Source organism: Pseudomonadota bacterium, assembly GCA_013285465.1.
Taxonomy (GTDB): Bacteria; Pseudomonadota; Alphaproteobacteria; order Micavibrionales; family CSBR16-224; genus CSBR16-224.
The window spans coordinates 2,144,222-2,156,994 of sequence record CP053449.1 but is presented as its reverse complement, the minus strand read 5'-3'; the positions used below and the strand labels follow the sequence as shown (position 1 = coordinate 2,156,994).

14 protein-coding genes are annotated in these 12,773 nt (G+C 52.7%); 7 read left to right on the top strand and 7 right to left on the bottom strand.

The window, feature by feature from the left end; all coding sequences use genetic code 11:
- Nucleotides 1–51 precede the first annotated feature (51 nt).
- Both HND56_10455 and HND56_10450 read right to left on the bottom strand, forming a co-directional pair.
- Nucleotides 52–561, bottom strand: a complete 510-nt coding sequence (locus HND56_10455; GenBank protein QKK06081.1) for a TerB family tellurite resistance protein — start codon at nt 559–561, stop codon at nt 52–54.
- Between the two features lie 111 nt (nt 562–672).
- Entirely contained in the window at nt 673–1,083 is a 411-nt protein-coding gene (locus tag HND56_10450; GenBank protein QKK06080.1) for a flagellar assembly protein FliX, read from the bottom strand.
- 242 nt (nt 1,084–1,325) lie between these two features.
- Here HND56_10450 and HND56_10445 point away from each other — a divergent pair, with 242 nt between their 5' ends.
- From HND56_10445 to HND56_10430, 4 genes are all read left to right on the top strand, one after another.
- Complete coding sequence (locus HND56_10445; protein QKK06079.1) at nt 1,326–2,486, top strand: flagellar basal body P-ring protein FlgI; 1,161 nt, start codon at nt 1,326–1,328, stop codon at nt 2,484–2,486.
- Between the two features lie 18 nt (nt 2,487–2,504).
- Nucleotides 2,505–2,873: a flagellar biosynthesis protein FlgJ gene (locus tag HND56_10440; protein ID QKK06629.1), complete on the top strand. Its 369-nt coding sequence runs from the start codon at nt 2,505–2,507 to the stop codon at nt 2,871–2,873.
- Entirely contained in the window at nt 2,873–3,337 is a 465-nt protein-coding gene (locus HND56_10435) for a hypothetical protein (GenBank protein QKK06078.1), read from the top strand. Before HND56_10440 ends, HND56_10435 begins: the two co-directional genes overlap by 1 nt.
- Before the next feature lie 82 nt (nt 3,338–3,419).
- Entirely contained in the window at nt 3,420–4,376 is a 957-nt protein-coding gene (locus HND56_10430) for a hypothetical protein (GenBank protein ID QKK06077.1), read from the top strand.
- 13 nt (nt 4,377–4,389) lie between these two features.
- On the opposite strand, the gene HND56_10425 is transcribed toward HND56_10430, so the two are convergent.
- From HND56_10425 to HND56_10410, 4 genes are all read right to left on the bottom strand, one after another.
- Nucleotides 4,390–6,099, bottom strand: a complete 1,710-nt coding sequence (locus HND56_10425) for a ShlB/FhaC/HecB family hemolysin secretion/activation protein (protein QKK06076.1) — start codon at nt 6,097–6,099, stop codon at nt 4,390–4,392.
- A gap of 105 nt (nt 6,100–6,204) precedes the next feature.
- Nucleotides 6,205–6,969: a sulfite exporter TauE/SafE family protein gene (locus tag HND56_10420; protein QKK06075.1), complete on the bottom strand. Its 765-nt coding sequence runs from the start codon at nt 6,967–6,969 to the stop codon at nt 6,205–6,207.
- Between the two features lie 47 nt (nt 6,970–7,016).
- Entirely contained in the window at nt 7,017–7,412 is a 396-nt protein-coding gene (locus HND56_10415) for a hypothetical protein (protein ID QKK06074.1), read from the bottom strand.
- A gap of 28 nt (nt 7,413–7,440) precedes the next feature.
- Nucleotides 7,441–8,607: an isovaleryl-CoA dehydrogenase gene (locus HND56_10410; protein ID QKK06628.1), complete on the bottom strand. Its 1,167-nt coding sequence runs from the start codon at nt 8,605–8,607 to the stop codon at nt 7,441–7,443.
- 105 nt (nt 8,608–8,712) lie between these two features.
- Here HND56_10410 and HND56_10405 point away from each other — a divergent pair, with 105 nt between their 5' ends.
- Entirely contained in the window at nt 8,713–9,747 is a 1,035-nt protein-coding gene (locus HND56_10405) for a L,D-transpeptidase family protein (GenBank protein QKK06073.1), read from the top strand.
- Nucleotides 9,744–11,111, top strand: a complete 1,368-nt coding sequence (aroA, locus tag HND56_10400) for a 3-phosphoshikimate 1-carboxyvinyltransferase (GenBank protein QKK06072.1) — start codon at nt 9,744–9,746, stop codon at nt 11,109–11,111. Before HND56_10405 ends, aroA begins: the two co-directional genes overlap by 4 nt.
- Here the strand turns inward: aroA and HND56_10395 are convergent.
- Entirely contained in the window at nt 11,100–12,269 is a 1,170-nt protein-coding gene (locus HND56_10395; protein QKK06071.1) for a mechanosensitive ion channel family protein, read from the bottom strand. The genes aroA and HND56_10395 overlap by 12 nt on opposite strands.
- Here HND56_10395 and HND56_10390 point away from each other — a divergent pair.
- Nucleotides 12,220–12,753: a GNAT family N-acetyltransferase gene (locus tag HND56_10390; protein QKK06070.1), complete on the top strand. Its 534-nt coding sequence runs from the start codon at nt 12,220–12,222 to the stop codon at nt 12,751–12,753. The genes HND56_10395 and HND56_10390 overlap by 50 nt on opposite strands.
- Nucleotides 12,754–12,773 lie beyond the last annotated feature (20 nt).

Sequence of the window (12,773 nt, the reverse complement as noted above, 5' to 3'; positions counted from 1 at the left end):
ATTGTTTTTTTAGAAAATTTTTATAACAGACACGGTTTGATGACAATGCGGTCAATCATTCAGGAAGTCGCGTATCTTTTTGGCGGGCCATAATCCGCTGCTGAGTGCGAACAGGAAGGCTGACCACGGGCCGGAGTTTTGTTGTTTGCTTTCCATGTCGATATCATATTCCGTCATGGTGCGGCGCACCTCGGCATTGACATCCGTCATAATGGCTTCCAGATCCAGCTTGCTGATGGTTTGCTGATGCAGATGTTGAAGAATGGCATCTTCCTGTGCATGAAATTCGCCGTCACACCAGAACAGCAACCGCGCGAAGTAAATGAATGTGCCGCGGTCTTCCTTGTCGCTGATCAGCTCATAGAGTTTTGACACATCTTGCACATCCGCCAAATCCTGCCGCAGAATTTGTTTTTGGTCTTCCGTAAAGGGGATGGCGTCAAAGCGTCTGATAAAAAAATCGCATTCCTCATCCATCACTTTATGGTCAGTATGGACAAGAGCGACAAGCGCACGCCACATATTGAAACGGCTTTCACTAAGAGACGCGTTCTCTACCATCTGCGGGCCATCCTTTTCGCGGTTTGTTTTTGGTGCTTTGCAGCAATTTTTATTTTAGTGAAGACGGTGCTTAACGCAAGCGGAAATCCGCGGATAGCGAATGTACTGTGTTTATGGCCTGTCGTATTTGGCCAGTTCCACCTGTGCGCGTAAATCGATTTCATCCAGAATTTCCAGCAGCTGCGGGTCACTGACTTGCGGGCGCTGTTTTTTTAGACTGGCGGAAAGGTTATGCAGTACTTTGACGGGCAGGGAGCCGCTCAGCAGTCCCAGACGCAGGGTTTCCAGCTGCAATAGCAGCGTATCCGCCTCTGCGACGGCCTGTTGTTCGGGTGATTTTCCGGACAGGCTGTCTTCAAGAACCGGCAAAGCCGCGATTTTTCCGATTTCTCCGGTATCCTGCGCCTTATGCAGATCGGCGGCCTGTTTGACCAAGGCGGAAAAAGCGCCGTTATCTTTGCCGGAAACGGCTTTCTTATTGCTGGTTTTATCCGCGCCGCGGCGCGGTCCTTCGACTTTCATGGCTGTTTCTCCCTATATTTCCAGTATAACGCGCTTTCAGGGTAAGACCAACAGGCAAAAACTGCCCGCATGCCTGTAAAAAGACATGGGAAACGGGTGGGGTTGTTTAAAAATATCCTTTATATTCAATAGTAAGGCGCGAAAATGTAAAACTGGCATGAATTTCGCATAGATATAAGGGGAGATGATAAGTCTTTTCAGACGCTATAAAATGATAAAAATGTTTGAAAGAGAGAGATGAGATGCTGGAAAGAATCGTAAAAAATGCCCGAAAAACCGTGCGCAAAACCGTGCGGAAAACGCTGATGCTGATGGCTGTGTTCAGCTGTCTGGTGTTGATGGCACCCGCTGATGCGGCGGCGACGCGGATTAAAGACATCGTTGATTTTGAAGGTGTGCGCGACAATATGCTGGTCGGATACGGCCTCGTTGTCGGGCTGAACGGTACGGGGGACAGTCTTCGAAACTCGCCTTTTACCGAGCAAAGCCTGATCGGGATGCTGGAAAGACTGGGCGTGAATGTCCGTAATGCCAATTTGAACACGAAAAATATTGCCGCCGTTATGGTCACGGCGACTTTGCCGCCCTTTGCCAATCAGGGATCGCGCATTGATGTGACGATTTCCGCTATGGGTGATGCCAAAAGCCTGCAAGGCGGGACATTGCTGGTGACGCCGCTGCTGGGTGCGGATGCCGAGGTTTATGCCGTTGCACAGGGACAGGTTGCCGTTGCAGGTTTTTCCGCCTCCGGAGACGGGGAAAGCGTGACGCAAAATATTCCGACCGGCGGCCGTGTTGCCGCAGGGGCGATTGTCGAGAAAGAAATCGATTTCAATCTGGCGGATCTGGAGAATATCCGTTTGTCTTTGCGGAATCCTGATTTCACGACCTCGCGCCGCGTGGCGAATGCCATTAACAAATACCTGAAACATCCGGCGGCTTTCCCTGAAAATTCCTCCTCGATCCGTTTGACGGTGCCGCCTTCTTACGGTGCGGGGCTGGTGAATCTGATTACCGATATCGAACAGTTATCGATTGTGCCGGACCAGATTGCGCGTGTTGTGATTGATGAACGCTCGGGCGTGATTGTCATGGGGCAGAATGTGCGTATTTCAACAGTGGCGATTGCGCAGGGTAATCTGACGATCAGCATTACCGAGACACCGCAAGTGTCACAGCCGCAGCCTTTCTCGGAAAACGGCGAGACCGTCGTGGTGCCGCGCACCAATGTGACGATCAGCTCCGATCAGGATAAGCGCATCGCCGTCATGCAGGAGGGCGTCACTCTGCAAGAGCTGGTGCAAAGCCTGAATGCGCTGGGTATCGGTCCGCGTGACATCATCACCATTTTACAGTCAATCAAGGCCGCAGGCGCATTGCAGGCCGAAATTGATGTGATGTAAGGGAGGGCGCGCAAGATGATGGACACAGCAGCCGCAAATTTCAGCACAGCCGTCTCAGGGATGCAAAATGTCCGCGTGGCTGATGCCACAGGAAAAATGAAGGCACCGCAGAATATCGGTGATATCGAGAAGACAGCCAAAGAATTTGAAGCCGTCTTTCTCTCGCAAATGCTGACGCAGATGTTTGCCGGTATCAAAACCGACGGCATGTTCGGCGGCGGCTATGCGGAAAACATGTATCGTGATCTGATGATCGGCGAATACGGCAAGGAAATCGCGGCGGCCGGCGGGCTGGGAATCGCGGATTCAGTGAAAAGCTTTATGATCTCGGCGCAGGAAAACGCCCAGAATGCGCCGGAACAACAGGATGGACAGGGAGAAAAATAATGGACAGCAATCCCGCAACAAAACATAAGCTGCATGAGGATATTGCCGATGTCACACATTTCATGGAACAGTTTGCGCTGTTACTGAAGGCGGAAACGCAGGCGCTGCGTGCGGCGAAATTTGAAGATGCCAAACAGATGCAGCCGCAAAAACAGGAAATGGCGCGGCAATATAAGAAACGTATTCAAAGACTGGTGGACCGCAAGGATGATATTGCGACGCTGCCTCAGGATGACAAGGAAAAACTGGTGGCGGCGCGTCTGAAATTCTCGGAAATTCTGGCGGAAAATCTGCGCGTGATCGAAGCGGCGCGCAAGACCGGACGCCGTCTGGTAGAGAAAATTATTTCATCGGCGCGTGACTCCGTCAGTCAAAAGACAGGTTATGGCGCAACGGGAAAAATTCAATCCACGGCGGATAGTCGAGGTGCTCCCGTATCAATTCGTCTGAATGACACTTTCTAGATTCATATCTTCCCGTATTTACATTTGCGGCCGGGGCGTGTAGTTTACGCCCTAGAGCAATATTGTTATACGGATATATATTATGAGCAAACTCTATTCCCCGACCCATCAGTCATTCCTGCAAAATTGTGAAGATATTCTGGCCGCACAAAGCGATGTGACGATCAATGAAGACAAGCTGGAAGAATTTGCCCAAACCATGCAGGCATCCGATTTTGTGCCGGACTGGAAAGATTATATCAGCGCCGCTGCGAATGGCGGCGCGGATACGGGATATGAGTTCACCCGCGCCTTTTACGAGATGGCGATGGTGATAGCCAATCAGGGCGGCTTTATTTACGCGGATGAAAAAGGCGCGGCGCAGAAATGGAATCTGGACGGGTCAGGGGCCAAGGCGATGGTGGCCAAAATGGCGGAAATTCGCGATGCCGGAGCATTACCTTTTTACGATATTACGGCGGATGAGGTGGAGGATAAAATCGCGCCGCTGCTGAAAGATGTTCCCTTTGCGGAAGAGCGGCTGGAAATTTTCAAAGCCTTTGCCGACCCCGCCCGTTTTCAGGCGGTGGCGGAATTGCTGGAAGATGCCTATGACGGCAAGCAATATGTGTTTTATATGGATTTTGCGGAAAAACTGGCGGATATTCTGCCCGAGGGTTTCGGCAATGATCCGTTTTTCAAAAAATCCATTCTGACGGCGCTGATGGCATCGGGGAACGTGCATCATCACGGCGTATCCTGTGATGTGGCCGATCTGACCGTGGCGGCGGATTACATTTTGCCGCAGGTCTTGAATGCCGATCATGTCGGCGTGCTGGAATTTTCACCCGCACTGACGGAAAAGCTGGAAAAACGCGAGCTGTTTGCTGAAAACGCGGCAGAAGTGACGGTTCTGCGTGCGGCGGCGGTTGTGGCCTGCGAGAAACTGGCGGAAAAATCCGGCCTGACGGCACAGGATGTCGATTCCAGCCTGTGGCTGGCAGGGCGCGGATTGAAAAACGCCCGTCCGCATATGATGTGCCGCACACTACAATTCTAAAGTCGGGACAATTTTAGAAAGACGCATTCAGGCTGAAAAACCAGCGCCATTTACTGCTGCCGTTATAGGCAACGGGACGGGTCAGCGGTTTTGCCGCTTCGATATTCAAGGCAACATCTTTCCAAAACGTCATATTGACGCCAAGCCCTGCCGATGCGAGGGAACGCGTTTGCGCGGAGACGATATTGTTATCCGGATCCCAGACCTTGCCGATATCGTAGAAACCGTAAAACTGGTGGCTTTTAATGACCAGCGGCAGCGGGTTGAGAAAGCGCAGCTCGGCCTTTGCGGCAACAGCGTCTTCCCCCGTTATTTCCGAGGCATCATAGGCGCGTCCGAAATCCGCGCCGCCGATACCGAATTCCTCTGATGACAGCAGCATATGGGCTGATTTCTGGCCGGTGACCGCGCCGTAAAACTGGATACGGTCAGTGACGCGCTGCAGGCGGTCGATCTGTGCCGTGGCTTTGAAAAAATCGCTGACGCCGCGGGCGCGGGTCAGATTGGCAGAACCTGTTTCGGTGGCGTTGAGGATATCCAAGCCCTGACTAATTTGGAGATTGCCGGAGGTGACGCCGGAAAAACGGTCGAAATGGTGGCCGCTGACGGCTAGGCGCAAGACGCGCAGCCTGTCTTCGGTCGGGGCGGGGTTGATATTATCGGTGCGCTTGGTGTTCATCAGATCAAAACTGCCGGTCAGACTCAGATTGGTCAGGCGGGAGCGGATCAAAGGCTGGGTCAGGGCGATATTGACGGTATCGGTGCGTCCGTCGATATTGAACTGGGTCAGCGTATAACCCGGCTCACTAAAGGAAATATTGCCGCCAATGGACAGGATCGTGCCGAAACGCCCGACAGGCTGGCTGTATCCCGCGCCGATATAATCCATTTCGCGCGTGTCGCTGCTGTGCAGGGCGGTGACGCTTTGCAGGAAAATGCGGTCATGCTGTTTCAGAAGATTTTCGGTATTGACGGTGGCGCTGACCTGTAACGGACCCAGATAGCGGGAGCCGCGGTTATCGGCGCGCAGATTGCCACTGAAAATTTTCGTATCCGTGACAATCAGCGTCAGATCAGCCGCGCCGAATGTGTTGAGGGACGGGCTGAGGATATTGCGTGCCGTCACACCGGGCAGATCATTAATCAATAATAGGGCGCGTTCCAGCTGTTTCATATTCAAAGGCCGTGCCGCCTGAACAGGAGTCAGGTAATGACGGATGCGTTTATGTGCAGCGCGGGTATCGCCTTCGATTTTGACGGCGTCAATATAGCCTTCGACGACTTGCAGACGCACCGTGCCGTTTTCGATTTCCTGTGCGGGGACAACGGCGCGGGTCAGAATATAGCCGTCATTGCGGTATTTGACCGTCAGCGCATCCGCCAGCGCGAAGATATCGACCAGCGTCACGTCTTCGCCAATCATCTTCTGATATAGCGGGCGGATATCCTCTTCCTTATAAACCGTCATACCATCGACAAAAATCTGTTCCAGTGGAAAGCGGATCAGTGCTGCACCTTGCGGCGTGGGGGTGGCTGCCGGTGCTTCTTCTTTGACGACGCTGCGTTCTTTTTCCAGCGGCGGCAGCCATTCCTGCCGGATATGCCCCTGCACACGGGCAGGGTCGGCGGATGACGGAATATTCTGCGCGAAAACAGGTGTTGCGACAATCATGCAAAGCATCAGCGCAAACAGGGCGGGAATATGACGGTCTATCCGGAACATTTTGAAAACAATCTGTTGTTCGTGAAAGACGAAAAAGGCGGAGAAAGGTATCTTTCCCGCCTTTATTGTAAAAGAGAAGTCTTGAAAAACGATAAATGTGCTATGTTAAGTCAAGATGCTGTCATAAAGCAGTTTCAGGGCGGCGAGCGCCATGCCCGCGATGAAGATTTTTTTCATCCATTTATCGCCGTTTTTGATGACGGCATTGGCTCCCAGATGCCCGCCCCATATTGCGCCCGCTGTCATCACCGTACCGTAATACCAATCGACCAGACCGTGCAGGGCAAAGAAAACCAGACAAAAACCGGACAGCACAATCCACGGTACGGCGCAGGTGGCATTGGCCTCGACGATTTTAAAACCGAACAGGAAAATCAGGATCACGACCATCAGCGCAACCACACCGCCGCCGAAAAATCCGCCATACATGGCCACCAGAAAATACAGGAAATAGCCGATGCGGCGTTTCCACGGCGTGACGTCTTTCAGGCTGATACCTGCGTCTTTTTTGAACAGCATCAGAGCCAGCGTCAGCAGAATGAAGAAACCGACAACGGCTTTCAGCAGTTTTTCCGGCACTTGCAAAACGATAAAGGCTCCTGCCAGCCCGCCGATAGCGGCCAATATGCAGAGCGGCAGAACATATTTCCAGACGACTTTGTCATTTTTGCGGAAACGGTTAAAGGCGGTAATCCACAACCCTAATGCGGACAGGCGGTTGGTGCCGATGGCGGTGGCAGGGGGCAGTCCCAGCAGGATCAACCCAGGAATGGTGACAAGCCCGCCTGCGCCCATCGTGGCGCCGGCAAGGCCGGAGAGCAGCCCGATCACGAAGACATAGATCAGGGTCAGGATTTCTGAATCAAACATTGTGAACCGTTTTAGAGAGTAGAAGGATGATCGCCTGCTTTTAAATATTATGCCGCGAACAGGATGTTAGCGATGCGTTGTGCGTGTTCCAAGTTCTCTATACGAAAACGTAACTCTTGCCGAGAGTTTTCATCTTGCTTCACTTCAAAGGATGAATTGATTGCTTCTCGCATTTCGTTGCTGAAAGAAGCGTCTTGCGGATAACGAACATAAAACAGCAAAGAGTTTTGGTTTACAATTAGTGCATAAGGGTGTTTGTCTTTTGAACCCTTCCTGTAGAATTTCAGCTCGCAGACTTCTCCCTTATTGTTTGGTTCACATTCGAAGTCTGGCAAATCAGCCGCGAGACCTGCGAGATAACGGTAAGCTTCTTTTACACTATGAGGCTGAATTTTTTGGCTATGTTCAACAAATAAGCTGGTGTCGAGGTTATGTGACAGCATATGTCTACTCCCTAAAGATGATTTCTATTTAGGCGGTTTCCTTGAACAGCTCGCGGCCGATCAGCATACGGCGGATCTCGGAAGTGCCTGCGCCGATTTCATATAGCTTGGCATCGCGCAGTAAACGCCCTGTCGGGAATTCATTGATATAGCCGTTTCCGCCCAGACATTGAATGGCCTCCAGCGCCATCCATGTTGCTTTCTCTGCTGCGTAAAGGATGGCGCCTGCGGCATCCTTGCGGGCGACTTCGCCGCGGTCGCAGGCACCTGCCACGGCATAAACATAGGCGCGGGAGGTCGATAATGCGACATACATATCGGCGATTTTGCCTTGCATCAGCTGGAATTCACCGATGGATTGGCCGAATTGTTTGCGGTCATGGATGTAAGGTAGCACGATATCAAGACAGGATTGCATGATGCCCAGCGGTCCTGCCGCCAGTACGGCGCGTTCGTAATCCAGCCCGCTCATTAAAACGCGGACACCTGCGCCTGTTGTGCCGAGGATATTTTCCTCAGGCACTTCGCAATCCTGAAAGATCAGCTCGCAGGTATTGGAGCCGCGCATGCCGAGCTTGTCGAGTTTTTGTGCGGTCGAGAAACCTTTGAAATCCTTTTCAACGATAAAGGCGGTAATGCCTTTACTGCCTGCGGCGGGGTCGGTTTTGGCATAGACGACCAGCACATCGGCATCGGGGCCGTTGGTAATCCACATTTTATTGCCGTTTAGAATATAGCGGTCACCCTGTTTTTCGGCTTTCAGCTGCATGGAGACGACATCGGAGCCTGCGCCGTTTTCCGACATGGCAAGCGCGCCGATTTTTGTGCCTGCGCATAGTCCGGGCAGATATTTCTTTTTCTGTTCCTCATTGCCGTTCAGCTTGATCTGGTTGACGCAAAGATTGGAAAAAGCACCATAGCTGAGACCGACACTGGCGGAGGCGCGGCTGATTTCCTCCATCGCCACCACATGTTCGACATAGCCCATGGCTGATCCGCCATATTCTTCCGGTACGGTGATGCCCAGCAGCCCCATTTCGCCGAATTGCGGCCAAAGCTCATTGGGGAAGGTGTTTTTCTCGTCAATTTCGGCGGCGCGCGGGGCGATCTCGCTTTGGGCAAAATCACGGACGCTGTCGCGCAGCATATCGGCGGTATCGCCAAGGGCGAAATTCAGGGAGGGGAAAGATTGAATGCTCATACTGTTATCTCTTGGCATGGTTTTGCTTGCTCTGTATTATTCTTTGTACATGGGGTGTCATGGTAAACAAAATCCCCCTTTTTGGAAAGAGTGAATAGAATGCGGTATTTTCTCGGTTTTCTGGCGGTATTTGCGGTGCTGTTTTTTTCGGCGCCGGCAGGGGCGCGTGTGGCTGCGACCGGTGTTCCTGTTGTGCAGGATGACCTGACGGCGGCGGAGGAAAAAGAGGAAATTACCGATACGCCGATTTCCTATGATATGCCTTTCTATGCGAAAGAGGATGCGGTGGTGATGGGACAGGTGAAAACCCATATCACCGGCGAGGAAGATACGCTGATGGATATTGCTCGTGCCTACGGGCTTGGTTATGTGGCTCTGCGTGCCGCCAATCCGGGGGTGGATGCCTGGGCGCCGCTGCCCGGCAGCGAGATGAGGATTCCGGCGATGCGTCTTCTGCCGCGTGCGCCGCAAGAGGGGATTGTCATTAATCTGGGAGAAATGCGGCTGTTTTATTTTGCCGGAGACGGATCGGTAGAAAGTTTTCCCATCGGCATCGGGCGCGAAGGTCTGCAAACCCCGACAGGGGCGACGAAAATCGTCAAAAAACTTGTCAAGCCGAGCTGGTATCCGACCGACCGTATGCGCGAGGAAAAACCCGGCCTGCCCGAACGTGTGCGGTCAGGCCCGTCAAACCCGCTGGGGGATTATGCGCTGTATCTGGGTTGGCCGACCTTTTTAATTCATGGCACGAACAAGCCCTGGGGGATCGGGCGGCGCGTCAGTTCAGGCTGTATCCGCATGTATCCGGAGGATATCAAACTGCTTTATGCGCGGGCGGAGCTGGATATGAAGGTCACGGTTGTTGACCAGCCTGTGAAACTGGCATTTCTGGAAGACGGGCTGTATATGCAGGCGCATCCGACCCGTCGGCAAAGCGATGCGCTGGAAAGTGACGGGATCATTCCGGCGGAGCTGACGGATAAAGAGGTTCCTGCGGAGCTGAAAACATTTATCGACAAAATTATCACGCAGCATGGCGGCTATGAGAAAGAGTCGCCGGACTGGGATAAAGTGCTGGAGGTTCTGAAAGCCCGCAGCGGTATCCCCGCCAAAATTCTGGGAGGACAAACATGACATCGGCAACCGCGCGTAAAACCAAACAGGGGCTTTCCGGCGTCTTTCCCGTGCCGGGGGATAAATCCATTTCGCACCGCTCTCTGATTTTTGCGGCGCTTGCGGAAGGTGTGACGGAAATTTACGGCTTGCTGGAAAGTGATGATGTTTTGCACACGGCGGATGCGTTGCAAAAAATGGGTATTCTGATTGAAAAGGAAGATACGGCGCAAGGGCGCGTCTGGCGCGTGACAGGCGGCAAGCTGACATCACCGAAAGAACCGCTTTATCTGGGCAATAGCGGCACATCGGCGCGGCTTCTGGCGGGCGTGATTGCCGGACAGGGGATTACCGCCTGTTTGACGGGGGATGCCTCGCTGTCAAAACGTCCGATGGCGCGGGTTACCGAACCGCTGTCAAAAATGGGCGCAACATTCCGGCAGGAAAAGGAAGATGCCGCTTTGCCGCTGTGGATTGAGGGCACGGCAACACCGAAAGCCATTCGCTATAAAAGCCCTGTCGCCTCGGCGCAGGTGAAATCGGCGATTCTGTTGGCGGGTTTGAATGCGGAAGGCGAAACCTGCGTGCATGAGCCGGGTAGCAGCCGTGACCATACCGAACGCATGCTGGAAGCTTTTGGCATCGCGGTTGAAACCGGTGCGGCCTATGGCGGCGGCAGCGAGGCGGCTTTAAAAGGCGGCACAAAACTTGTTTCACCGGGGCGGATTGATGTTCCTGCCGATCCCAGCTCTGCGGCCTTTCCTGCCGTGGCGGCGTTGATCACAAAAAAATCCTTTGTTGTTCTGCCTGCGGTGTCAATGAATCCGACACGGGCGGGGCTGTATAAAATTCTGAAAAAAATGGGTGCGGATATTGAGTTGAAAAACGAAACATCGCTCGGCGGCGAGCCTGTTGCCGATCTGCATATCCGGTCAGGCGAGGTCTTAAAGGGCTGCACGGTTCCGGCGGTTTATGTGCCGACAATGATTGATGAATATCCGATATTGGCGGTGGCGGCATCTGTTGCCGAAGGCGTGACCCGTATGGAAGGGCTGGCGGAGCTGCGCGTCAAGGAAAGCAACCGTCTGGAAAAAATCGCCGACGGTTTGAAAGCCTGCGGTGTGCGCACGGAAATCGACGGCGATGATCTGATTGTTTACGGGCGCGGTCATCTGTCGGTGATGGGCGGGGCGACAATTGAAACCGGTTTTGATCACCGTATTGCGATGAGCTTTCTGGTGCTGGGCGGTATCACGCGTGAGCCTGTCACGATTGACCGCGCCGATGCGATTGCCACCAGCTTCCCGTCATTTATCAAGGAAATGAACAAGCGCGGCTGTGATATCCGCCTTGCCGGTGAACAGCGCGCGGCACTAGGCAGCTGATTTTTTCGCGGCTTTCTTCGCTGTTTTTGCTTTTTTCGGCGGCACGAAAACTTCCGGCCCGTTGCCGGGTAATGCCTCGACATAAAGCGATTGGCTGGGGAAGGCAAAGCCTGATCCTGCGCCCTCGACAATGTCTTTGATGCGGTAGGCAAGCTCTTCTTTTATTTCCAGCCATTCTCCCCAATTCGTCGTTTTGGTAAAGCAATAGAGCATGATATCAATAGAGCTGCTGTTAAAGCTGTCAATACGCACGAAGGTTGCGACATCTTCCGGCGCGGCAAAAGCGGCGTTTTTCAAAACATATTTTTCGATACCGTCACGGATTTCTTTTAATTGCGCGATGCTCGTGTCATAAGTCACGCCGATCTTCCAATAAATACGGCGATGGGTCATGGCGCTGAAATTGGTGACGGCGCTATCGGCCAGTTTCGCATTCGGCACATGGACGGGCGCCTTGTCAAAGCGGCGCACCTGTGTGGAACGGAAACCGATATCCTCAACCGTGCCTTCGACAATACCGTCAACCAGAATCCAGTCACCGGGTTGAAAGCGTTTCTCGGCGATCACCGTCAGCCCGGCAATCAGGTTTTTGAACATGTCCTGCGCTCCCAAAGCCACGGCAACGCCGAACAGCCCGAAACCGGCGATAATCGGTGCGACTTTGATGCCCCATATTTCCAGCACCGTTGCCACACCGATGAAGATCAGCAGGAATTTCAATCCTTTGCGCAGCCATGACACCATCGGTTTGGAGAACATCTTTTCCAGTCTGGTCAGCCCCGCCGAGACGGGATCCATCGCATTATGCAGCGACCAGAACAGCACAATTGTAATCAGAGATTTTTCGAGGTTATAGGTTATGCCTGCCAGTTTTCCTTCCGGATCAAGATAGCTGGTGGCGATAAAGAGTCCGATCACAACCGGCAGCAGGCTGACGGGTTTTTCGACGGCTTTGAAAACATGGTCATCCAGATCGGTTTTTGTTTTGGCGGTCAATTTCCCCAATCTGGTGAATAAGAAACGCGTAAAGACACCGCGCAGCATCACAAAAAACAGAAAAATCAGGACGACAATGATCCATGTGCCGACATCGGCGCCAAGGGCTTCGGTGTTCCAGACATCCGAAAACAGTGTTTTAAATTTTTGCAGCTGTTCCATTTTTTGTAGTACCATTTTTTTTGAAAGAAGGGCTGATAATGACCATAGCATACAGATATGCAATGACAGATCAAGACCGCGAAGCCTGTTTTGCCGTCCGCATCGCGGTTTTTGTGAAAGGGCAGAATGTGCCGCCGAACTGGAGCGGGATGAGCATGACGACAGCGCGGCCCATATTCTGGCGGAAGATGAAAACGGATGCATTTTGGGGACGGCACGGCTGCGTTATCTGGATAATATTGCAAAAATCGAGCGTGTCGCGGTGCTGGAAGAGGCGCGCGGAAAAGGCATCGGGCGCGGTATTATGGCGTTTATCATTGAAAAAGCCGCGGAAAAAGGCGATATTGCGAAGCTGAAGCTTGGCAGCCAGAGCCATGCGATTCCGTTTTATGCGGCGCTGGGGTTCAAGACGGTTGGCGAGGAATATATGGATGCGGGGATTCCGCATCGCGATATGGTGAAAGACAATCAAATAAAAGGGTGACATCAAATGACGGCACATAA

What these genes read in the sequence shown, in the direction of transcription:
- HND56_10455 (QKK06081.1), bottom strand. Translation starts at nt 561, where the DNA reads ATGGTAGAGAACGCGTCTCTTAGTGAAAGCCGTTTCAATATGTGGCGT.
- HND56_10450 (QKK06080.1), bottom strand. Translation starts at nt 1,083, where the DNA reads ATGAAAGTCGAAGGACCGCGCCGCGGCGCGGATAAAACCAGCAATAAG.
- HND56_10445 (QKK06079.1), top strand. Translation starts at nt 1,326, where the DNA reads ATGCTGGAAAGAATCGTAAAAAATGCCCGAAAAACCGTGCGCAAAACC.
- HND56_10440 (QKK06629.1), top strand. Translation starts at nt 2,505, where the DNA reads ATGGACACAGCAGCCGCAAATTTCAGCACAGCCGTCTCAGGGATGCAA.
- HND56_10435 (QKK06078.1), top strand. Translation starts at nt 2,873, where the DNA reads ATGGACAGCAATCCCGCAACAAAACATAAGCTGCATGAGGATATTGCC.
- HND56_10430 (QKK06077.1), top strand. Translation starts at nt 3,420, where the DNA reads ATGAGCAAACTCTATTCCCCGACCCATCAGTCATTCCTGCAAAATTGT.
- HND56_10425 (QKK06076.1), bottom strand. Translation starts at nt 6,099, where the DNA reads ATGTTCCGGATAGACCGTCATATTCCCGCCCTGTTTGCGCTGATGCTT.
- HND56_10420 (QKK06075.1), bottom strand. Translation starts at nt 6,969, where the DNA reads ATGTTTGATTCAGAAATCCTGACCCTGATCTATGTCTTCGTGATCGGG.
- HND56_10415 (QKK06074.1), bottom strand. Translation starts at nt 7,412, where the DNA reads ATGCTGTCACATAACCTCGACACCAGCTTATTTGTTGAACATAGCCAA.
- HND56_10405 (QKK06073.1), top strand. Translation starts at nt 8,713, where the DNA reads ATGCGGTATTTTCTCGGTTTTCTGGCGGTATTTGCGGTGCTGTTTTTT.
- aroA (QKK06072.1), top strand. Translation starts at nt 9,744, where the DNA reads ATGACATCGGCAACCGCGCGTAAAACCAAACAGGGGCTTTCCGGCGTC.
- HND56_10395 (QKK06071.1), bottom strand. Translation starts at nt 12,269, where the DNA reads ATGGAACAGCTGCAAAAATTTAAAACACTGTTTTCGGATGTCTGGAAC.